At 42.9% G+C, this 21,088-nt stretch carries 21 protein-coding genes, 1 other RNA gene and 1 other annotated feature; of the genes, 6 read left to right on the forward strand and 16 right to left on the reverse strand.

The window, feature by feature from the left end:
- Positions 1-50: 50 nt before the first annotated feature.
- The 4 genes from SporoP32a_RS01795 to SporoP32a_RS01810 form a co-directional block, all read right to left on the reverse strand.
- Positions 51-521: a GNAT family N-acetyltransferase gene (locus tag SporoP32a_RS01795; RefSeq protein ID WP_085426347.1), complete on the reverse strand. Its 471-nt coding sequence runs from the start codon at positions 519-521 to the stop codon at positions 51-53.
- A 32-nt stretch (positions 522-553) separates the two neighbouring features.
- Positions 554-976, reverse strand: a complete 423-nt coding sequence (locus SporoP32a_RS01800) for a hypothetical protein (RefSeq protein ID WP_085426348.1) — start codon at positions 974-976, stop codon at positions 554-556.
- A 502-nt stretch (positions 977-1,478) separates the two neighbouring features.
- Positions 1,479-2,489 carry a proline dehydrogenase family protein gene (locus SporoP32a_RS01805; RefSeq protein ID WP_085426349.1) on the reverse strand — a complete coding sequence of 337 codons (1,011 nt, stop codon included), beginning with the start codon at positions 2,487-2,489 and terminating at the stop codon, positions 1,479-1,481.
- A gap of 89 nt (positions 2,490-2,578) precedes the next feature.
- A complete protein-coding gene (locus SporoP32a_RS01810) occupies positions 2,579-3,196 on the reverse strand; it encodes a DUF3298 and DUF4163 domain-containing protein (RefSeq protein ID WP_085426350.1) in 618 nt (205 codons plus the stop codon).
- Between the two features lie 119 nt (positions 3,197-3,315).
- On the opposite strand from SporoP32a_RS01810, the gene SporoP32a_RS01815 reads away from it, so the two are divergent.
- A complete protein-coding gene (locus SporoP32a_RS01815) occupies positions 3,316-3,693 on the forward strand; it encodes a nucleotide excision repair endonuclease (protein WP_085426351.1) in 378 nt (125 codons plus the stop codon).
- A gap of 34 nt (positions 3,694-3,727) precedes the next feature.
- On the opposite strand, the gene SporoP32a_RS01820 is transcribed toward SporoP32a_RS01815, so the two are convergent.
- Both SporoP32a_RS01820 and SporoP32a_RS01825 read right to left on the reverse strand, forming a co-directional pair.
- The gene (locus SporoP32a_RS01820) at positions 3,728-4,078 is read right to left on the reverse strand and encodes a YolD-like family protein (RefSeq protein WP_085426352.1); all 351 of its coding nucleotides are present in this window, start codon (positions 4,076-4,078) and stop codon (positions 3,728-3,730) included.
- 107 nt (positions 4,079-4,185) lie between these two features.
- Complete coding sequence (locus SporoP32a_RS01825) at positions 4,186-5,898, reverse strand: methyl-accepting chemotaxis protein (protein WP_085428955.1); 1,713 nt, start codon at positions 5,896-5,898, stop codon at positions 4,186-4,188.
- Between the two features lie 230 nt (positions 5,899-6,128).
- Here SporoP32a_RS01825 and SporoP32a_RS01830 point away from each other — a divergent pair, with 230 nt between their 5' ends.
- The gene (locus tag SporoP32a_RS01830; RefSeq protein WP_232319571.1) at positions 6,129-6,554 is read left to right on the forward strand and encodes a MarR family winged helix-turn-helix transcriptional regulator; all 426 of its coding nucleotides are present in this window, start codon (positions 6,129-6,131) and stop codon (positions 6,552-6,554) included.
- Positions 6,555-6,694: 140 nt separating this feature from the next.
- Here the strand turns inward: SporoP32a_RS01830 and SporoP32a_RS01835 are convergent, their stop codons facing one another.
- Positions 6,695-7,447, reverse strand: a complete 753-nt coding sequence (locus SporoP32a_RS01835) for an SDR family NAD(P)-dependent oxidoreductase (RefSeq protein WP_085426353.1) — start codon at positions 7,445-7,447, stop codon at positions 6,695-6,697.
- A gap of 81 nt (positions 7,448-7,528) precedes the next feature.
- Positions 7,529-8,527, reverse strand: coding sequence for an EAL domain-containing protein (locus SporoP32a_RS01840; protein WP_085426354.1), 999 nt, complete (start codon positions 8,525-8,527; stop codon positions 7,529-7,531).
- A 225-nt stretch (positions 8,528-8,752) separates the two neighbouring features.
- Between SporoP32a_RS01840 and SporoP32a_RS01845 the strand changes: the two genes are divergently transcribed.
- Both SporoP32a_RS01845 and SporoP32a_RS01850 read left to right on the forward strand, forming a co-directional pair.
- Positions 8,753-9,166, forward strand: coding sequence for a DUF948 domain-containing protein (locus SporoP32a_RS01845; protein ID WP_232319617.1), 414 nt, complete (start codon positions 8,753-8,755; stop codon positions 9,164-9,166).
- Positions 9,167-9,171: 5 nt separating this feature from the next.
- Positions 9,172-9,609: a DUF948 domain-containing protein gene (locus SporoP32a_RS01850; RefSeq protein WP_085426356.1), complete on the forward strand. Its 438-nt coding sequence runs from the start codon at positions 9,172-9,174 to the stop codon at positions 9,607-9,609.
- A gap of 372 nt (positions 9,610-9,981) precedes the next feature.
- On the opposite strand, the gene SporoP32a_RS01855 is transcribed toward SporoP32a_RS01850, so the two are convergent.
- From SporoP32a_RS01855 to yhfH, 3 genes are all read right to left on the reverse strand, one after another.
- Positions 9,982-10,470, reverse strand: a complete 489-nt coding sequence (locus SporoP32a_RS01855) for a DUF948 domain-containing protein (RefSeq protein WP_232319572.1) — start codon at positions 10,468-10,470, stop codon at positions 9,982-9,984.
- Between the two features lie 19 nt (positions 10,471-10,489).
- On the reverse strand, positions 10,490-10,912 hold the full coding sequence (locus SporoP32a_RS01860; RefSeq protein ID WP_085426358.1) for a DUF948 domain-containing protein: 423 nt from the start codon (positions 10,910-10,912) through the stop codon (positions 10,490-10,492).
- A 510-nt stretch (positions 10,913-11,422) separates the two neighbouring features.
- Positions 11,423-11,554 (reverse strand): protein YhfH, encoded by a 132-nt coding sequence (gene yhfH / locus SporoP32a_RS01865; RefSeq protein WP_085426359.1) that lies wholly within the window; start codon positions 11,552-11,554, stop codon positions 11,423-11,425.
- A gap of 686 nt (positions 11,555-12,240) precedes the next feature.
- Between yhfH and ilvA the strand changes: the two genes are divergently transcribed.
- Together ilvA and SporoP32a_RS01875 are read left to right on the forward strand one after the other, a co-directional pair.
- Positions 12,241-13,509, forward strand: a complete 1,269-nt coding sequence (gene ilvA, locus SporoP32a_RS01870; protein ID WP_085428957.1) for a threonine ammonia-lyase IlvA — start codon at positions 12,241-12,243, stop codon at positions 13,507-13,509.
- A gap of 364 nt (positions 13,510-13,873) precedes the next feature.
- A complete protein-coding gene (locus tag SporoP32a_RS01875) occupies positions 13,874-14,446 on the forward strand; it encodes a GDYXXLXY domain-containing protein (RefSeq protein ID WP_085426360.1) in 573 nt (190 codons plus the stop codon).
- A 49-nt stretch (positions 14,447-14,495) separates the two neighbouring features.
- On the opposite strand, the gene SporoP32a_RS01880 is transcribed toward SporoP32a_RS01875, so the two are convergent.
- From SporoP32a_RS01880 to hisS, 5 genes are all read right to left on the reverse strand, one after another.
- On the reverse strand, positions 14,496-15,914 hold the full coding sequence (locus SporoP32a_RS01880; protein ID WP_085426361.1) for an NAD-dependent succinate-semialdehyde dehydrogenase: 1,419 nt from the start codon (positions 15,912-15,914) through the stop codon (positions 14,496-14,498).
- Between the two features lie 14 nt (positions 15,915-15,928).
- The gene (locus tag SporoP32a_RS01885) at positions 15,929-16,696 is read right to left on the reverse strand and encodes a tRNA threonylcarbamoyladenosine dehydratase (protein ID WP_085426362.1); all 768 of its coding nucleotides are present in this window, start codon (positions 16,694-16,696) and stop codon (positions 15,929-15,931) included.
- A 134-nt stretch (positions 16,697-16,830) separates the two neighbouring features.
- Positions 16,831-17,011: non-coding RNA, 6S RNA (ssrS, locus tag SporoP32a_RS01890), on the reverse strand.
- A 76-nt stretch (positions 17,012-17,087) separates the two neighbouring features.
- Positions 17,088-18,857, reverse strand: coding sequence for an aspartate--tRNA ligase (gene aspS / locus SporoP32a_RS01895; RefSeq protein WP_085426363.1), 1,770 nt, complete (start codon positions 18,855-18,857; stop codon positions 17,088-17,090).
- A gap of 467 nt (positions 18,858-19,324) precedes the next feature.
- Positions 19,325-20,587 carry a histidine--tRNA ligase gene (gene hisS, locus SporoP32a_RS01900; RefSeq protein ID WP_085426364.1) on the reverse strand — a complete coding sequence of 421 codons (1,263 nt, stop codon included), beginning with the start codon at positions 20,585-20,587 and terminating at the stop codon, positions 19,325-19,327.
- Between the two features lie 74 nt (positions 20,588-20,661).
- Positions 20,662-20,880, reverse strand: a binding site (T-box leader).
- Between the last annotated feature and the right edge of the window lie 208 nt (positions 20,881-21,088).

The raw sequence follows: 21,088 nt of genomic DNA on the forward strand, positions 1-21,088 counted from the left end.
CGGATTGCAATACATCGCTTGGTTCTTTCACTTGCAAGACGTTCTACTGCTCAGGAGAGTGATTTCTCCATAGAAACTACAGCAATTGACGTACCATCCGTTCTATGTAATACGGATTCTTCACACACATGATAGCCGATCGATTGATAGAGCGAGATATTTTTCTGCACATCTGCTCGCACTTTGCATGCTACTACTCTTTTCCCTTGTTGCGTCGCATAATCCTCTAAAAAGCGGAGTATTTCTTTCGCGATGCCTTGACCTTGTCTTTCTGGCACGACAGAAAATCTAGAAAAGTAGAGACTCTCCTCTTCCAATCGAAAACGAACCATTGCAACGGGTTCTTCTTCTATATAACCGATAACCGCCTGTTCCCCATCTTTCAATGCAGCTGTAATACTCTCTACCGTTTCTTTCAGCGCACTCGTTGGCGGTTCAGCATGTTCGTATATCAAAAAGGCGCGAATCATCACGTCACGGATAATTGGCGCGTCAGATAATTTTGCTTCGATAATGTTCATAGTCACCCTCATTTCAAATCATTCTAGTGTTCTCATGAAAATACAGAAGCGAACGCTGCAATGTCTCCATTCTCAAACAGCTCAATCGTCTCATACTCTTTGTCTAACTGAATTTCATAGAGTGTCTGTTCTTGAAACGTTTTTGATTGACCTTTGTCTTGATCTTTATCATACAGTATACGCAATGTATCTCCGTCGCCTTCTACGTCAAAGTTTGCAAATTCTGCGGCATAATCTTCTTGATTTTCATGAGAAGCGTTAAAATAAATGATCAGTTTATCTTCCGACGTGTTGAAAAATAAGTACACACCATTATCAACTTGTGCTTGTTCGTAGAATTCCTGATCGCTCTTACTCAAGTCCTTTATCGCTACCTCTTCATAAGACAACGTCCGGTTCGTGTTACATCCTACGAGCACTAGTGCACAAAGAGCCATTACCAAAAGTTTTTTCATCAACTCTCCTCCTGCCTTTTGTGTGGTAAAGAGTGAAGATTTCTTTAATTATCTATAACACTACTATTTCCCATGTTTTATGTAAAGCAAGTGCAAAAAAACACTGCGGGAAAGAACAGTGTTTCTTGATAATAATATAGAAAGTTTACGTAGTCTGTATATCCGGATTTATTTGAAGTTATTGACTAACTAAGTGTGGTTTCCCGACTCATTTAGTCCAAGATCCTAAAAAAGCGGTGTTCTATGAGCGGTCGCGGATCGTCTATGATCACTTGCACTGAACCTATGAGCACTCGCGGACTCGGATAGAGCGAATATCACGTGCGATAGAGCGGTCAATCCCATTCTATGAGCACTGGCGCAAATCTATGAGCGGACACGGACGCGAACACGCACCCGCCCTAACCCATTATCCACGATTCTGCATTCAGAAATGAACACCAGTCAATCGAAATGCAAGGCGCGGCCTTCTCGTCTCCCACTCACTTTGTCCTAAATCCAATCACCGATATTTAATCCAGCCGCCATCTTTCTTCTCGCCACTCCCACGCTTGCTCAAACGCCCAAGCACAAACGCCCCCGCGACTAAACCAATCGCCGTATTCGTTTTCTTATTAAACACTTGCTTGACAATCAAATTCATATTCTGCGGACGCTCCGCTAATCTTCGCATGAAGTACCCGTACCAGTCCTCGCCAAATGGTACGTATGTACAGAAGTTATAGCCCTCTTTCGCCAGTTGCAACTGCAACTCGTTGCGGAAACCGTATAACATCTGGAACTCGAACTGATTACGGGAAATATCATGCTCTTTCACAAATCGCTTCACATGATTGATGATATTGTGGTCATGTGTCGCAATCGACGTGAACGTTCCATGCAATAAATGTTCTTCAATAATCTTTATATAATTTTCATCAATATCTACTTTATCCATATACGCGACGTCAGGCGACTCTTTATACGCGCCTTTCACTAAACGAAGACGTGTATCCTCGTATCTTTTCGTATTGTCCATCGCATTGTGGAAATACGCTTGAATGACCGTACCGATATTTTTATAGCCCGCCACCTTCAATTCATCGAGTAGCTTAAACGTCGGGTCTAGCCGGTCGTAATTTTCCATGTCGAAATTAACGAAGATCTCGTTTTGGCTTGCACGTTCAACGATTTCTTCGATTTGTTGTTTACAAAAGTCATAGTCAATATCGAGGCCAAGCTGTGATGGTTTGAGTGAGATGTGCGCATCCACTTGATGTTCTTGGATTGCGTCCACTACGGCTAAGATTTGTTCTTTCGCTTCGATGGCCTCGCTTTTTTCGAACACAAATTCACCCAGATTGTCGATCGTGCATGAAATACCTGCTTGATTGAGCTCTTTGACACTTTTGATCATTTCTTCGATGTTGGTTCCTGCCACCACTTGTTGGGCTCCTAATTGGAAGCCGTATTTTTGGGCAGCTTGATTTAATAGTTGATTTTCAGATAATCCAATAAAGAAATCTCTTAGCATAGTTTCCACCTCAATTATATATTTAGTATATTGAAATTATAACACTATTTCGTCATGTAAGCCCATACAATAGTTTATTCAGTTTATTCTCAAAATCCGATAAATGGTAACATGCGATCTGCGGGACTATTCGGTTTGATGATTTCTTGTAAATCGAGTAGCGGTATCGGGAAATAAGGGAAACCTGCCACGTAAGGAGAAATTTCGTACAATTGGAAGTAAACGACCAAACTAGTATCGGCTATATAGAAATCCTGATCAGGACGTATTTTAGTGAATGGTTCTAAGACGGGCGTTTTCCATTGCTGAATATGACGTCTAATATATTCCGAGATTTTCTGGACATATGGACTGCCCGGCTTAAATAAATCTTGCAAATTGTATTGCCTTCCCGTCTTCGTATCGAGCGTCAGCGATTTAACGTATGTCATACCATGCGCTCCGCCTGTGAATGAGTAGACGATTAAGTTGATGCTTAAAATATCACGTTGGTTATTTTTCACTTCGTAATTTGCCACTAGTTCCACAAGACTTGATTCATAATAGTTATTTTCCACAAGTAATTTATTCATTTCCTTGAAGAGTACGTCATTTAGCTTCTTCTGGACTTTTGGATCATCCAGTTTCGTGATGACAGGATAATACACATCCACTTTTGGCCTCGTATTCGATAGATGATACGTTTCTATAACAGCAGGATTTTTCATCGTTTCATCCTTCCCCAGACATTTGTCTACTATATGCAAGAGTTGGATGGAAAGTTTCTCGCTTTTTTTTCTGTCATATGATAGGATAAACACTGACTGATATGAGGATGTGAAGTAAAATGATCAATATTACATTACCTAAACCGGACGTAACGATCGTTCGCAGAAAACAAGAAATGGGACCGGATGAAACACCGATCAAGCCAATCTATGGTTTCATCGATTTTCATGATATTCCACGGGATAAAGGCGGCCTTTTGTTGTTCTTCAACCAAAGCGACGAGTTGTTATTCGTAGGAAAAGCACGAAAATTACGTCCACGTCTGAAAAAGCATTTTGAAGACCAAGTGTCTCCATTGCGTAATCACCGTGAAGAAGTAGCGAAAATTTCCGCTGTTATCATCGATGATCCAATGGAACGCGAAATCTACGAAACGTACGTAATCAACACACAGCAAGCCAAGTACAACGTAGAAAAAGCATTTTTCAGAGACTGAGCTGTCTGCCTTCGCAGACGGCTTTTATTTTTGTCTACAATCCGTCAGCTTCTTTTGATAACCGAACATCCATGACATCCGCCACATGAATTCTTTCTGTTCCGAACGGGTCGCGCAGTACAATTGTCATCGTCTGCAAATCGAGCGCTTCAATCACCCCTTGATGAAAGCGGACTTCCCCATCATGCCACGTCTTGATCCATGTCTCGCAACGTCTGCGCCAAGCTACTTCAAGCGTCTCCTGCATCGTTTGTAGCTCCCAGTCAGTCAACTCGAGTCGTTCTATATAGTGGTCCTCTCGTTGCCAATCACGCAGTCTCTCGAGGTGTTCAGGCAGCATTAGCGAGGTCCACTTCAATTTCCCTCTATCTCGATTGCTTTCCATCACGTATTCCCCATTTCTTAAGCGTATGTACGTTCGTAGTATACAGAACGTACATTCGAAAATCAATAGTAAAAAAGACCATCGCTTGAAAAGCGATGGCCGAGTGTTTATTTAGGTAATTTGAATGAACCGACAAACACTTCAAGTTCCTGCGCCATTTGATTGGTCTGCATGGAACGTTCTGAGATTTCTTCGATGCTTGCTGTCGTTTGCTCGGCAGCTGCTGCAATATTATTCGTCATATCTTCTATATTTTGTACAGAGTGTGTCAAGTGCTCGATCAACTGAACAGCTTCTGTTGATTTCGAAGCTTCTGACGTCATCAAGTTCGAGATGTTTTTAATTTCTTTAACAGTTTCTCCAACTGCGACGGAAATATTACTCAAAGACTCAGACGTTAGCTTCACCGTTTCTGTACCTTTCGTGATGTGTTTCGTATTTTCTGATGTGGAAGTAATGACTTGCTGGATGCGATCCGAAATATCTTTCACCAGCTTCTCTACTTCAAGTACTTCCTGATTGGATTGCTCAGCAAGGTTACGTACTTCTTCCGCAACTACCGCAAAGCCTTTACCGTGTTCACCTGCACGAGCCGCTTCAATGGATGCGTTCAATGCGAGTAAATTCGTTTGAGCTGCGATTCCCGCGATGGAGCCCGTGATGTTTTGAATCTTCGTCGTAGACTCAACCAAGTTTTGGATGGTGTCTCCTACTTCTTGTGAACCATTTCTAATTAATTCCATATCGTCACGAATTTCTTCCGCACGTTTCGCGCCTTCTAGTGCAATCTTCATCGTTTCATTGGAATTATTTAGCATGGAATCGGCACTTTGCTTCGTGTTGTCCAAACCACTTGCTAATCCCGTCAGAATACCCGTTGCGTGCTCCGCAGACGACGTGCTATCTGTAACCGCTGTGACAACTTCTTCAATATTATTCGCAACCATCGTAATCGCTTCACGCATTTCAGAAAGTGATGCAGAAGTTTCTCCCGCGTTTTCAGATAAATGCTGCGAAGTCGTATTCATCGTCGCAATCATATCTTGTAAGTTCACCGTCATCCGATTCAGTGTACGAGCCAAGTCGCCCACTTCGTCTTGTGATTTCACTTCTGTCGGTTGAACCGCCAAGTCGCCGTCCGCAATTTTCTTCGCTTGCTCAATTAAACTCGTAATCGGCTTCGTTTTCCGACGAATCAGGAAGCCTGTTCCGACTGAAGCCAGCAACATCGGAATGATACTAAGCAAAATCCCATCGCGTACGACATCCCATGTACGTTGTTTGACAATGTTGGCATCAAAATCAATGACACTTACTGCGATGATTTCTTTACTAGTATCCTGATCCTTATGAATAGGCGCATAACCTGAAAGTCGCTTCATGTCGCCATACTCGTAAGGTTGAGAGTAGGTTGGATGTTGGTGTTCAAGTAACTCATCAATCGCTTCTTTATCCAAATGGAACTGATCTCCCGGTTTAAACCCTTTCGCCCTCAAATTATCGTCAAGCGCAATGAGTTTTCCGTCCAAATCCACAATATATTGTGTTTCAAATATATTCTTGTGTTCAGTTGTCCAGTTCAACGTCTTACCAATCTCATCTTGTGTATCTGCCTCACCAGCTAATGCCTTGTCCATATCACCCGGTCGAATCAATCCAGTAGTAATATTGGCACATCCATATGCTTCAATTCCTGCAGCGTCATATAATTTGTCATAAGCAGTCTTATATGTAGCTAGTGATGTAATGGCTAACATCACCACCAAGATTCCAGCTATAATCGTACCTAGCTGAAATGTTAACGAATCTTTAACTTTCATCAAACCTTATGCCCACCTTCCTATTTAGTTCATCTAGTTCATTCGTTGTCTTTATCATACGCTATCAATCTACAATTAAAAAGAAGAAAATGAAAAACTCTTTAAATATAAAATAATAAGCAAGACGTAGGTATTATTATCGTGTCACAACTGTTTCATTTCGTATATAATATTGTATGATGAATAGTATATAAACATAAAGTTTCTTGAAGGAAAGGGAGGCGTTCTTTTTGAATGAAAAACAAACAATTTTTAATTTGGTACATTTAATGGATCAAGTGACGAATAAAATGCTGATCCGTTTCCAGCAAGAATCTAAGCTGTCCCTAGGCATCTCCCATATCCTTGTGTTGCTAGAGTTACATAACAAAGGTGAGCAACGTCCTTCTGACTTGGCTGAGACACTAGGCTTTACACCCGCTTCATTGACGCATTTGTCGTCAAAGCTCATTAAAAGCGAGTTTATTACGTTGCGGAATGATGAAAAAGACCGCAGAACAAAGTATTGGAAAATAACTCCCATGGGCCTAGAAATTTTAGGTGAAGCACAGAGATGTGGAATGCAAGTGCGTTCGGAGTTCTTTAGTCACTTATCGGAAGCTGAACGAAATAGTTTAATCCAAATTTACACTAAGTTAAATAACACGTTTGTTTGAGGGGAGCTGTTCCACTACGGAGCAGCTTTTTTGTTTTGGCAAGGGTATAGCTAGATAACTGGTAAAGGATGTTGCGAACTCGCTCATTCTTCCATACAAAAAAGCTGCCCCATAAAATCAGGACAGCTTTGAATAATGTATTAACGTAATTTGATAGATCCGCCGTCGACCATCATCGTTTGACCGGTGATGTAAGAAGCGTCTTCGCTCGCTAGGAATACTGCGGTGCGACCGATGTCTTTCTCTGGATCACCAAGGCGTCCAAGTGGATTTTTCGCAAGAATCGCTTGATAAGCTTCGGGATTTTCTTTACCCCAATGCTCAATGCCTGGTGTTTTAGCAATTGGTGAAATAAGGTTACACGTGATACCGTATTCTCCCCATTCATTCGCCGCCACTCTTGTGATCCCGCGGATAGCTTCTTTCGCCGCAGCGTATGAACCTTGGTTCACATCACCGTTTAATCCTGCACCGGATGAGAAGTTAATAACGGATCCTTTTGACTCTTTCAAGTGCGGAAGAGCCGCTTGCATCAAGTAGAGCGTCGGATAAAATCCTGTATTGAACGACAGGTCTATGTCTTCTTGTGTCATCTCTTCAATAGATTTCATACGTGAAGCATGAGCGTTGTTAACTAAAACATCCAATTTACCGAGTTTCGTTACAACTTGCTCAACAATGGAAGGTAATTCTTCTCGTGCAGTTAAGTCCGCTTGAAGAAAAATCGATTGCGGAGAGATTTTCTGCAATTTTTCAATCGCCGCTTCGCCTGCTTCTTTGTTCAAGTCAACGATCGCAACAGTCGCTCCTTCTTTTACGAATGCCGTAGCGATTCCTAATCCGATGCCTCCTGCTCCGCCTGTGATGATTGCCACTTTTTTGTCTAATTTCATATGTATCATCTCCTTATTAATTTTATTTTAACATTAAACTAAATTCAATGTAAACTAATTAACCCCGTCCACACGTATGCTTCATATCAAGATTTCAGCTAGTGGAACTGCTGAAGGTTTACCAAATAAATAACCTTGAAATAATTGGTATCCTTTCGCTTTCAACCACTCAAAATCTTCTACTTCTTCTATCCCTTCCGCTAATGGAATCGCATCTACCGCTAGCGCTTTTTCAAGAAACTTCGCTGCTATAACTTGCTTAGCAGGATCAGTAGCGACACCTTGCACATACTTAATATCAAGCTTCATATAGTTCGGACGAAGAAAAGACAATACTTCAACCGTGTTATAGCCTTCCCCTACATCGTCAAGCGCATACTCGAATCCTCTTGAATGATAGTACTCCAAAATGGTTTTTAAATGGTCCATGTCTTCTACTTTTTCTGACTCCACTACTTCAAAAATCAAACGGTATGGGTCAATCTCCAAATCATTCGCTAATTTAATAGTAGATCGCAAGCAAAACTCAGGTGAATATATAGACGTTGGAATGAAATTAATGAATGCTTTTTGCGTAATACGCTTTGCATACCGAACGGCCGTCAGACGACAGACTCTGTCGAGAGCATATAACCTACCGCGTTCTTTTGCTGCGGTGAAGATTTCATTTGGATAGATCACTCTACCGTCTTTATGGTAGAAACGTGCGAGTAATTCATAAGCATAAATCTCAAGGTCCGGTGTAACAATAGGCTGATAGTGGCTCGTTAGTTGTTCATCTTTAATCACTTGGTCAATCCACTGCATTTCGACGACTTGCATGACTTCCGAGAACGGCCGCCAGTCGGTTTGGTCCAGACGAAACTGAATAGAATCCATTTCTACTGCATGATCGACGCAAAAGTCGTATAATTCTTTTATCCCTTGTTCTTTTACATGAAATGTTTGGTCTTCCTGGCGCACCAGCATATGAGCTCGTTTCAAATGCTCTTCTATTGAAACGATCAGTGCGGGTTGCTGACATTTTTCAAATGATACTTCATAATCAATATCACGGACAATGCAACCTTTGCAAGGCATTTTTTTCACTCCTTCTACGTCTGATTGAAAAATTATATCACATTTGAGGTACTTTACTCACATATACGATGTAAAAGTAGAGTATTTCTAGTTAATTAGCATGCCAGTGTTTAGATTACTTTCATTTGTGGAATGACAAGGATATAGAACGTTTACCCGTTTAAACGTAAGTAAGACGTTCAAGGTTAGAAACGCACTTATTATGTGGAGGTGACTAGATTGAAGGTGCTCTTGTATATTAGTGCCATAGTCGCCGTTGCGGCTTTAGTAGTTATCGCAATTGCTATTATCAAAACAGCCAAAGCGGTCAAAGAAGCAATGACAGATGTAAAAGAAACGATGAAACGTGTAGAACTGAAAGTGGGCGGGATTACGGATAAAGCCGATCAGCTCATGACGCAGACGAACCAAATTGCAGAAAATGCGAATGCAAAACTGCAATCGGTTGACGGATTGGCGGCTTCAGCGAAAGAACTTCGTGAATCCACCGAGTACGTGCAGAACTCTATCGCTAAAATGGCGGATCAAGTATCAGCGCCTCCAGGCAAGTATGCCAAGTTGATGGAGCAGACGACTGCATTGTCTGAAGTAGCGTCCAAGATGTATTACAAAATGAAGCAGAATAACGGAGAGAGGTGAACTTGATGGATTGGGTACTAGGAATAGGCGTACTGCTAATTGGCATCGCGCTACTAATTGTCGCAATCGTGTTGATCAAACCGCTCGGGAAGTTGACCGAGGTGTTGGAGAGTGTCAAGAAGACGACCGATACCCTGCCGTCAACGGTAGCGGAAGTTACGGGTCAGACACAGCAGATCCTTCATACGACAAATGATACGATCAGTAATGTAAACAAGCAGATTTATGAAGTCACTCCTGTTTTCCAGATTGTTGGAGATGTCGGTGAGGCTTCACGTGAGGTAACGACGGCTGCACTGGATACGACGATTCGTTTTAAAGATCGTGTAGGCCATGCGGGTGAGTTTGTCCGAGAGAAAGAGTATAAAGGGTTGTATGGTGTGGCGACGCTGGCGTTTTATTTGATGCAGCAGCGCAAAGAGCTTAAGAAGATGCGACCATAAGTGGAAGAGCTGTTCAGAGAGTCTTACAAAGACTTTGTGAATGGCTCTTTTTTGTGGGATGGGATAAGAGAAGCAAACGTGGAGAAATAATAAAAAATAAAACATTAGTCAATTTCCCACTTTCAATCTGTCTATTCTAAAGCGAAACACTATCTGTCCTACCTAAACCAAACGAAGGCGCCTCCCAAGCAGTAGGCGTAGTGAAGAGACAGGGACAGGCGCCCTTACCTGTCCTTGGCCCTTCACGGAAGCTATCTGCTAGCGCCGTAGTGAGTTCAATGACGTTTCTACTTCCCCACTCACTAGGTTAGAAGCAAAAAAAAGACTGAAGATCAAGCCTGGGTAGGTTTGGTCTTCAGTCTTTGCCAGCGCTTAGATAGAGTCTGGCGCTGGTAGTCTTTTGGTTGGTTGGTTCTGCTCTGCATGGTCTTTTGCTGTACTTACGGATTGTTTACGCTTTTTGAAGATGTAGTAACCTAGCATAGCTGAACCGTAGATGTTGCCTAGTTTTTTGTTTTGCTCTGATGTGTCTGTGTGCTCTCCTTTTTGTTGGACAGATGATGACACGTCCACAAGTGAAGAAGTTAATTGATGTGTAGATTCGCCAAGGTCCCCGATTACTTGGAACAATGGTGTGAGATTTTCAATTTTTGTATTGATATCTGCTAATGAATCATTACTGTTTTTGATTAAGTTTCCTGTTTCATCCAAGATACCGTCAAGTTGTTTCGGAAGTGCCCCTACTGTCTCATCGACATCGTGTAGGATATTTCCAACTTGTTGTAGTACTTTAGCGAAATAGATAGCTAAAATGACGAAGGCAATACCAATCAGTATAACGCCAATTCCAACGAGATCCATTCTCAACCCTCATTTCCTTTTACGTAGTTTTTGTACTTCTTTTGCCGCGTTGCCATGAATTATAAACCTGAGCGCCGAACTCTCCATATTGAATGGCTTGAACGAACTTTTCTGTTCCCGGAAGAGAACCGTCCTCTTCAAACTGTCTTGTCCGTTTGTTTACTTCTTCACTCAAGTACTGGCTTGACCGTCCGATATTTTCGATAGTAGAAAATAAAGGTGTCGTTGCAGCGAGTTTCACTTGAACATCTGTTGCCAGTTGTTCCGTCTCATTTAAGGTTCCATATAATTGCTCCATGCTTTTGTCCAGCTCTGCCTCTACCCCTTTTACCGTTCCCATGACTGTCAGCAATAAGTTTGAAGACTTCGTCAGTAACAATGAAAGGTAGATGGCGACAATCAATAGTGAGATTGCGATCAATAGTAGACCAATGTACGCCATACATACATCCTCCTCTCCAACAGACTAAATACACCTTATCATTCTATACCACTCTCAGTTTTTCTAAAACATTAAACATCTAAAGTTCTGTAATCGGATTTAGGAATTTTACTTTTCATGTTTTGTAAATGGGGACGGGGAGAGAAAAGTTGATCTACGTTCCAGGCGGACGCGTTCGGGAGGGCTCGCGGTGAGCCAACTGTTCGCTTCGCTCTCTTAGTTGTCTCTCCTGTCGAGCTGATCCTCCCCGAGTCGCCGCCTTCCACTTCGATCAACTTGGTGTCGTTTTTTAACTTAGTTAGTATAAGATCAAACTCTAATATCGAAGAGATCAACCTATTATTGGTGAATACTACTTTATCATGAGCTGAATATAGAGTATTTCTATATTACAAAATCCCTCAGCTGATTTTTACAGGCGAGGGATTTTGTATTTGCTATGTATTTGGCAATAGTCATGCTATTTCGTGCAAAAAATCCTATGCCCCATTAGAAGCATAGGATTCTTTATTAATGTTCATGTCGTCCGACGCAACGCTCGCATTCGTACATTACAGATTCTTGCTTTTCCTTGAATTGGTTACCACATTCTGTACAAACCTTTTCCACCATTTGTCTCGTCTGCTCTGTGTTCTTTTTCATCGTTCATTCCTCCATTCGGTTAGTTAGTATTCCTCTGTACTGATACAGCTTCTTTTCTTGTTATTAATATATAACAGAGTAGTCTGAGTTGTCATTCATTTCAGACAGAAGCTATTATTTCGCGACGAATTCCAAAAGAGCACGACGAATGATAGATTATGTGCTTTAAAATAGAAAGTGGTATGTCACTGTACTGACATACCACTTTTTTACTTTACATCATCAGGCCGTATACCATCACAGCCGCGATGATGACAAGAGTTATAACAAACACCGTCCATTGCATGTTATCAGGCTTCTCTGGTCTACTATCCCATTTCTGCATGAACAAACGCTTCCTTTCTGATGTGTTAGTTCTTCATATATTAGTTTTCCCTTGCATCGGTGAATTAAACAATGCTTATTTACGTATAACTAAGAAAAGACTTTCCTATTAGTGAATGTACTTACTAGTATTTCATCACAAAAAGCTGATAAATTTTTGCATGAATTTATTAAATGAATAATGAAATGGATATGTTAGAAATCTCACCAAGCAAGTAACCGCTTACATCTACAAGACTTTTTCCTTTTTATCAAACTTCATAAAATAAACACACAATTTAGAACTTTCTTATGTTCAATCAGTTTTTTTCATGTTATTATGAGTAAACGTTGACTCAGTAACGGAGGTTAGATGATAAGTGATGAAGGTGAAAAAAATGGAAACTCAAAGTGTACAAGTAGAAGATATCTTAATTGCCAACCAGTTGCTGAAAGACATAGTTGCGCACACGCCTTTGCAGAAGAATGATCGTCTATCGGAAAAGTATGATTGCCACGTGTATATTAAGCGCGAAGATTTGCAGCATGTCCGTTCCTTTAAACTGCGCGGTGCGTATTATAAGATGAAACGCATTGAAACAGAAGCTCGTAAAAAAGGAATTGTCTGTGCGAGTGCAGGAAACCATGCACAAGGCGTAGCATTCGCTTGTGCGAACCTGGACATTGACGGCAAAATCTTTATGCCACAAACGACTCCTAAACAGAAAGTTAATATGGTGAAAATGTTCGGACGCGATCGTATCGAAATCATTTTAGTCGGTGATACTTTCGATGATTGTTTCGAAAGTGCAGTCGAATTAATGGAAAAAGAAAAGCGTATTTTCATTCATCCTTTCAATGATAAGGATATTATCGCGGGCCAAGGGACAGTGGCTGTCGAAATTATGAATGATATTGAAGAACCGATCGATTATGTCTTCGCAAGTATCGGCGGCGGTGGATTGATGTCTGGTATCAGCACGTACATCAAAAACTTGTCGCCTCATACGAAAATGATTGGGGCAGAGCCAGCAGGCGCCGCTAGTATGAAAGCGTCGATTGATGCACAAAAGATCGTGCCGCTAGCCAATATCGATAAATTTGTCGATGGAGCAGCCGTGAAGTGTGTGGGCGAGCTTAATTATGAAATTTGCAATGAATATCTTGAAAACATCGTCAGTGTCCCTGAGGGGAAAGTATGTACCGCAATTCTTGATCTATACAATGAACACGCGATTATCGCGGAGCCAGCAGGCGCCCTTCCGATTGCAGCACTTGATTTTTATAAGAATGAAATCAAAGGCAAGTGCGTCGTTTGTGTAATCAGTGGCGGTAATAATGATATCGGACGAATGCAGGAGATTAAAGAGAAGTCGATGATTTATGAAGGCTTGTTGTATTATTTCTTGGTCGATTTCCCACAACGTGCAGGTGCATTGCGTCAGTTCCTTGATGGTGTGCTTGGGCCTGAGGATGATATTACGATGTTTGAGTATACGAAGAAGAATAATAAAGAAAGCGGCCCCGGTCTTGTTGGAATTGAGATTAAGCGCAAAGAAGACTATAATGGGCTGATTGCACGAATGGAAAAGAACGGCTTCCCTTATAAAGAAGTGAATAAGGATAGTACGTTGTTCGGATTATTGATTTAATAAAAGTACTGCCGCAAGAGTCATATGACTTTTGCGGCAGTTTTTTGTTAGGAGATAGCGTATGGGATAGTGGGAAGGCACCGTTGATCTGTGTTCCAGGCGGACGCGTTTCTTAGAGGACCCGAATGACCATATACACTTACAACGCCAGCTAAACTACTACCAAACTCCAATCTCCACCCAAGAAAACCACCTGCAAAAACCACAACCTAAGCCGCATAGTACGCTCCCATGCAACAAAACGTAAATCACTCTCCCCATACAAACAAATGTGAAAGGTTTCTGAAATAAAAAAAATGGGTAAATACTTACTAAAATACACTTAAACTGCACATGCTATCTGTACATAAGAAGAAACTTTTTTATGAAACTGCAGAAAGGCGGTGACTCTGAAATGGGCCCTAAACATAGTAAATTCAGTATATCGATTCTCTTCATCGTTCCCCTGCTCATCCTAGCCAGTCTCACGGTTCCCTACTTCACCACACTCAAAAACGGAACGGATATTTATCTTCAATCTGAAACCATCACCGAGCAAGACACGAACGAAAACTATGTCATGTTGCGCTATGATGTGGAAAAAGTACCGAAAGAGCGCATGACTCCTAGTTTGATAACCGCTTTAATGAAACCAGATGATTTAGGTCAAACACGAGTGTTTGGCGTATTGGAACAAAAAGGAGATGTGCATCAAGTCATTTCATTGAGCAATAAAAAGCCTGCGGAAGGCGTGTATCTAATGGGATGGTTGGCGCAAACGACGGAACGAGAATACCGTCAGAACGACCATTATATCGTGAATTTCGGACTGGACCGCGTCTATGTTCCAAAATTCGGTCATCATGTCTCAGCGGATAGTGTAAACGACCGGACGATGACTGCACATTTTAAAGTACTAGACGGAAATAGCATTTTACGTGAGTTCAAAACCAATTAAAAGAAGCAAAAGGGATGAGTCGAACTCTTCCCTTTTGCTTCTTTTTTTATTATAAGCCTAATGAAATATATTTTACTTCCAAGTATTCATCCATTCCTTGATGTCCGCCTTCGCGTCCAAGACCACTTTGTTTAAAGCCGCCAAATGGAGCTTGTGGAGCAGATGGTAAGCCGTCATTTAGACCCACGATACCATAATCTAACGCTTCGCAAATCTGAATACCTTTTGTGATATTCTCCGTGAAGACGTATGACGCTAGTCCAAATACTGTATCATTTGCACGCTTGATTACTTCCTCTTGTGTTTCAAACGTGGTAATTGGCAATACCGGGCCAAATGTCTCTTCTTGCATACAGAGCATGTCGTCTGTTACATCTTTTAAGACAGTCGGTTGGTAGAATAAGCCTTTAATGAGTTCACCGCCAGTAACAACTGTTGCCCCTTTAGATTTCGCATCTTGTACATGCTCATCCACTTTATCGATTGCATCTTGGTCAATTAACGGACCAATTACGACGCCTTCTTCTTTGCCGTCGCCGACTTTCAATTTCTTCGTTTCCTCTGCAATGCGCTTTGTGAATTCTTCAACGATTGATGAATGAACATAAATACGGTTGGCACAAACACATGTTTGTCCTGCATTACGGAATTTCGCTGCGATAACGCCATCTACTGCTTTATCCAGATCCGCGTCCGCCATAATAATCGCCGGTGCCTGCCCACCGAGTTCCAATGAAATCTTCTTCATCGTATCGGCTGCACCTTTCATCAATGTCTTACCGATTTCAGTAGATCCTGTAAACGTCAGCTTGCGCACACGACCGTCTTCTTGCCACGCTTCTGCAATTTCACTCGCACTGCCTGTTACGATATTAAGAACACCATCCGGAATACCTGCTTCTTGCGCTAGCTCTATTAAACGAATTGCAGTAAGCGGTGTCTGAGAAGCTGGCTTCATGACGACCGTACAGCCTGCTGCGAGAGCCGGAGCGACTTTACGCGCAATCATAGCCGCTGGAAAGTTCCATGGCGTAATCGACGCGATTACACCTACTGGTTGCTTTTGCACGAACAATCGCTTATTCGATTGTGTAGCCGGAATGGTTTCACCATAAATCCGCTTACCCTCTTCAGCAAACCAGCTAATGTAACCATTCGAATAACGCATTTCGCCAAGCGCTTCGGCTAACGGCTTGCCTTGCTCAGTCGTCATAGTGTCGGCTACGCTTTCTTCATTTTCCTCAATCAACGCATGCCATTTCATTAAATAGGCGCTGCGCTCATATGCTGACAACGCTGCCCAGTCTGAAAACGCTGCAGAAGCGGCATCGACTGCTTGCGTAGCTTCTGCTTTGCCTCCTTTAGGCACTGCACCGATTGTCTCACCAGTTGAAGGATTTACTACATCGATTTTTTCTAACTCCTTACCGATCTGCTTACCATTAATGATCATTTCAGTTGTCTTCATATTCGATCTCTCCTTTATTTGGCATCATTGACACGTTCTACTGGAATATCTGCCACTATATCATTTAATACCCAACTGGCGAGAATTAAACCAGCCACAGACGGACAAAATGCATTGGAAGCTGGAGGCATTTGTGCTTTTCGAATGGATGCATCCGCTTTTCCGACCGTTTCAAGGACGTCTTCACGCACGACAATCGGACTTTCATCAGAAAATACGACCGGCACACCTTTTGGAATACCAAGTTTGCGCAAACGAAGACGCATTACTTTCGCGAGTGGATCAGTATGCGTTTTCGAAATATCCGCAATTTGGAATCGCGTCGGATCCGTTTTATTCGCAGCACCCATACTCGAAATCACTTTCACGCCGCGTTCAAGACATTGCTGGATCAAATGAATTTTATAGCTAATCGTATCCGATGCATCGATAACATAATCGGGTTTATATGAGAAAAATTCTTCCGCTGTTTCATCTGTGTAAAACATATGTAGATCGATCACTTCACACTCGGCGTTAATATCCAAGATACGTTCTTTCATGACTTCCGACTTCGAACGCCCGACAGTAGACAAATAGGCGACCAGTTGACGATTGATATTGGTAACGTCGATCGTATCTTTATCTACCAAGATAATTCGTCCAACACCTGTGCGCGCGCATGCTTCGGCAGCAAATGAACCGACTCCCCCCACACCTAGAATGGCCACAGTCTTGCCTTTCATTCGCTCCACGCCTTCTGTACCGATTGACAATTCATTTCTTGAAAATTGATGTAACATCTATACCGCATCCTTTATCGTAAATTGTATTATCTCTATCCTAAAACAGTCACCTGTATTCGCGCAACTAACTGAATTTTAGGCAATAAAAAACCTCCTCGCTTCCGCAAGAAGGTTGAAAGTTTAAAGTTAAGTAAAATCCCGACTGTGCCGTCTTTGAATATCGCTTTGAACCCGCTAATAGCAGGTGGGTGTCCTGTATAACTCTTTTGGCGTCCCGATTAAAGGCATGTCATCCAAGCTATAACGTTGAACTCCCGACGATAAGATGTTGGGTCAAAACTAATTTACAAATGACGAACACTTCAGGATTTCTACTAACTTCATCTTATCACACACGTTTTTATAATTCAATCAATTTGTATAAAGTGTTCTGAAAATAGTTAGATACTCACTTTTTTACTGGTTCAGCGACTACTTTAATCCCGAGTTCTTTCAGCTGGGCGTCATCTACAGAACTTGGTGCTTCTGTCAATAGATCGCTCGCACTAGCTGTTTTAGGGAATGCGATGGTGTCACGTAAGTTGGTAGATCCTGCAAGCAACATCACGATACGGTCAAGACCGAACGCAATTCCGCCGTGTGGAGGTGTCCCGTATTCGAACGCATCCAACAAGAATCCGAACTGCTCGCGCGCTTGCTCATCGGTAAAGCCAAGTGCTTTGAACATCGCTTCTTGTACGTCACGCTGATAAATACGCAATGATCCGCCACCAAGCTCATAGCCGTTCAATACTAAGTCATACGCTTGTGCTTTTACAGTTTCCGGGCTCGTCTTCAATTCTTCTACGTCAGCAGGCATCGTGAATGGGTGATGTGCTGCGTAGTAACGGCCATCTTCCTCGTCGTACTCGAATAACGGCCAATCCGTTACCCATAGGAAGTTGTATTGAGACTGATCGATTAAGTTCAATTCTTTTCCTAACTTTAGACGCAATGCGCCAAGTGAATCGGCTACAACTGACTTCTTGTCAGCTCCGAACAAGAATAAATCTCCAGGTTCTCCGTCGCCAGCCGCTTTCAATGCTTCGCCAATTTCACCATCGAAGAATTTCGCAATCGGACCGTTAAAGCCGTCTTCCGTCACTTTCAACCAAGCCATTCCTTTAGCGCCGTACACTTTTGCAAATTCGCCAAGTGCATCGATGTCTTTACGGGAATACTTTTCTGCAGCACCCTTAACGTTGATCAACTTCACTTGTCCGCCTGCTTCTACTGCGCCTGCGAAAACTTTGAATGAAGAATCTTTAACAATCTCCGAAACATCCGTTAATTCCATTCCGAAACGAGTGTCGGGCTTATCTGAACCGTAACGATCCATTGCTTCATCATATGGAAGGCGTTTAAATGGTGTTTCCACGTCTACTTGCTTAACGTCTTTCATCACTTTTTTGATCAAGCGTTCGTTAAGCTCCAAAATTTCTTCGATTGACATAAAGCTCATTTCCATATCGATTTGCGTGAATTCCGGTTGACGGTCTGCACGTAAATCTTCATCGCGGAAACAACGAGCGATTTGGTAGTAACGGTCGAAACCAGACACCATCAATAACTGCTTGAATAACTGTGGTGACTGTGGCAATGCGTAGAACTCACCTTCGTGAACACGGCTTGGCACTAAATAGTCACGCGCGCCTTCAGGAGTTGATTTCGTTAGGATCGGTGTTTCTACTTCCAAGAATCCTTCATCATCCAAGAAATTACGAACCGTTTTCGTGATGTCCGAACGCATTTTGAACACTTTTGCAAGCTCAGGACGACGAAGATCGAGGTAACGATACTTCAGACGCGTTTCTTCGCCTACATCCGTTTCGTCTTCGATTGTAAATGGTGGGTTCTTCGCTTCGTTGATGACTTTCACTTCAACCACTTGAACTTCGATTGCGCCTGTTGCGATGTTTTTGTTCTTTGTGCGTTCTTGACGTTCGATCACGAGGCCCGTTACTTCGATGACGTATTCGTTACGAAGTGTTTCAGCAATTTCTAGTGCTTCTTTGGAGATGTCCGGGTTGAATACCGTCTGGACGATACCTGCGCGGTCGCGGACGTCGATGAAGATCAGACCACCAAGGTCACGGCGCTTCTGCACCCAACCTTTAAGCGTGACTTCTTCTCCGATTTGTAGTTCTGATAAGTTCCCACAATAATGTGTGCGTTGCATAGTGCTACACTACCCTTCTGATGTTTGGATTGTATTTTGTAAATATTATTAAATATAGAGAGCTACATGGTGTTGAGCATGGGATTTGCGCTTCAGAGGGGACGCTTTCCCGAGGGCCCGCGGTGAGCCAACCAGGTCGCTGCGCTTCCTTTGGTTGTCTCACCTGTCGGACTGATCCTCCGGGAGTCGCCCCTCTTACGCTCCAATCCTATGTGGAGACTATGATTAGTTAATGACATCACTGAAGTTCATAAGTGACTTAATGTACTTTTTAAATTTATTTAAATTCAAGAACAGTAACGAAGTACTTCCCCCTCTAAAAGTAGGGATTGGAGTGCAGAGCGGCGACTCCCGCGGGAATAGCATGAGCCTTGAGACCCCGCAGAAGCGAAGCGCCGAGGAGGCTCAAGCCATGCCCGCAGGAAAGCGTCCGCTCGGAACGGAAATCCCCATGACGTTTCCTGCTCTTACTTCTTTAATTCCCCAATCAATTCATCAACCGCAACCTTCTTCTGTTCTCCGTCTGCCATGTTCTTTAGCTGGACGACGTTTTCGTTCACTTCGTCCTCGCCTATGACGATGACGTGGTTCGCTTGCAAGCGGTCAGCGGACTTCATCTGGGCCTTCATCTTGCGGTCCATGTAGTCCATCTCGCTACGCAAGCCATTGTCGCGTAGTTTGCTGAGGATCTCGAAGCCTTTTTCGCGTGCTGCGTCGCCTAGTGTGACGAGGTAAACATCGAGTGACGGTTCGTCCGTGAAGGACTTTCCTTCTGCATCAAGCGCCAGCAAAAGTCGCTCGATGCTGAGGGCGAAGCCGATCCCGGGAGCAGGTGGGCCGCCGATTTCTTCAGCAAGCCCATTATAGCGTCCGCCACCACAAAGAGTCGTAATCGCACCGAAGCCTTTAGACGTGCTCATGATTTCGAATGCCGTGTGGTTGTAGTAGTCAAGTCCACGTACGAGATTCGGGTCGTATTCGTACTCGATGCCCGCGATGTTCAAGTAGTTTTTCACTTTCTCGAAATATGCGCTTGATTCTTCATTAAGATAATCAGCGAGTGACGGAGCTGTTGTCATCAATGGATGTTCTCTGTCCACTTTACAGTCGAGAATGCGCAATGGGTTTTTTTCCAGACGGTTTTGGCAGTCTGAACAGAATTCCTCAATGCGCGGACTGAAGTGTGCGATCAACGCTTCACGGTGCGCGTCGCGTGATTCCTTGTCTCCAAGTGAATTCAACACGAGTTTGATGTCCGATAGACCGGTTTTTTTGTAAATGTTCATTGCCAATTCAATCACTTCTGCATCGATTGCTGGGTCCGCGCTACCGATTGCCTCTACGCCGAACTGGACGAATTGGCGATAACGGCCGGCTTGTTGGCGCTCATAGCGGAACATCGGACCTGTGTAATATAACTTCACGGGCTGATCTGCGTATCCAAACATTTTGTGTTCGACGAATGAACGAACGACAGGTGCTGTGCCTTCAGGGCGCAATGTCATCGAACGATCGCCTCTGTCCGTGAACGTGTACATTTCTTTTTGCACAATGTCTGTCGTATCTCCAACTGTGCGCTGGAATAATTCAGTTTGCTCAAAAATCGGTGTGCGGATTTCTTTGTAGTTGTAAACGTCGCAAATCGAACGTGCAATTTTTTCAACGCGTTGCCACTTCCAAGAAACGTCAGGAAGAATATCCTGTGTACCGCGGGGAACCTTAAAATTCATAAGTAAAACTCCTTTCGATCATCTGATAACGGGTGAACTTCCAGAAAACACAAAAAAGCTCCCATCCCTAATAAAACAGGGACGAGAGCTTGTAGCTTCCGCGGTTCCACCCAAATTGACACAATTGTGCCCACTCGAATCCGGATAACGGCCGGTTCCGTCCATGCCTACTACTTTCAGCATGAATCCTCCGTGGTGTTGTTCGCTTTACGGTTCTGTCAGGGAATTTCAGCCAAGTTCCCCGTTCTCTTTCCAGCCTGTAGTAAAGGTATTTTCCACATCATCGGTGTATGAATTAATTCGATTACTATCTATGTTAGTCGCAACCGCCGATACTGTCAACTCGTTTGACGAATTATATGTGATGGGGAGAATTAGCGAATGCTCATACAAACTGTTCATCCGCTCTATTCGAACCCGTGAGTGCTCTATGAAACGTCGTGACCGCTCTATCGCGCCTGTTATTCGCTCATAGAATTCAACCAAGCGCTCTATCACGCC

It is taken from the genome of Sporosarcina ureae (genome assembly GCF_002109325.1).
GTDB lineage: Bacteria > Bacillota > Bacilli > Bacillales_A > Planococcaceae > Sporosarcina > Sporosarcina ureae_C.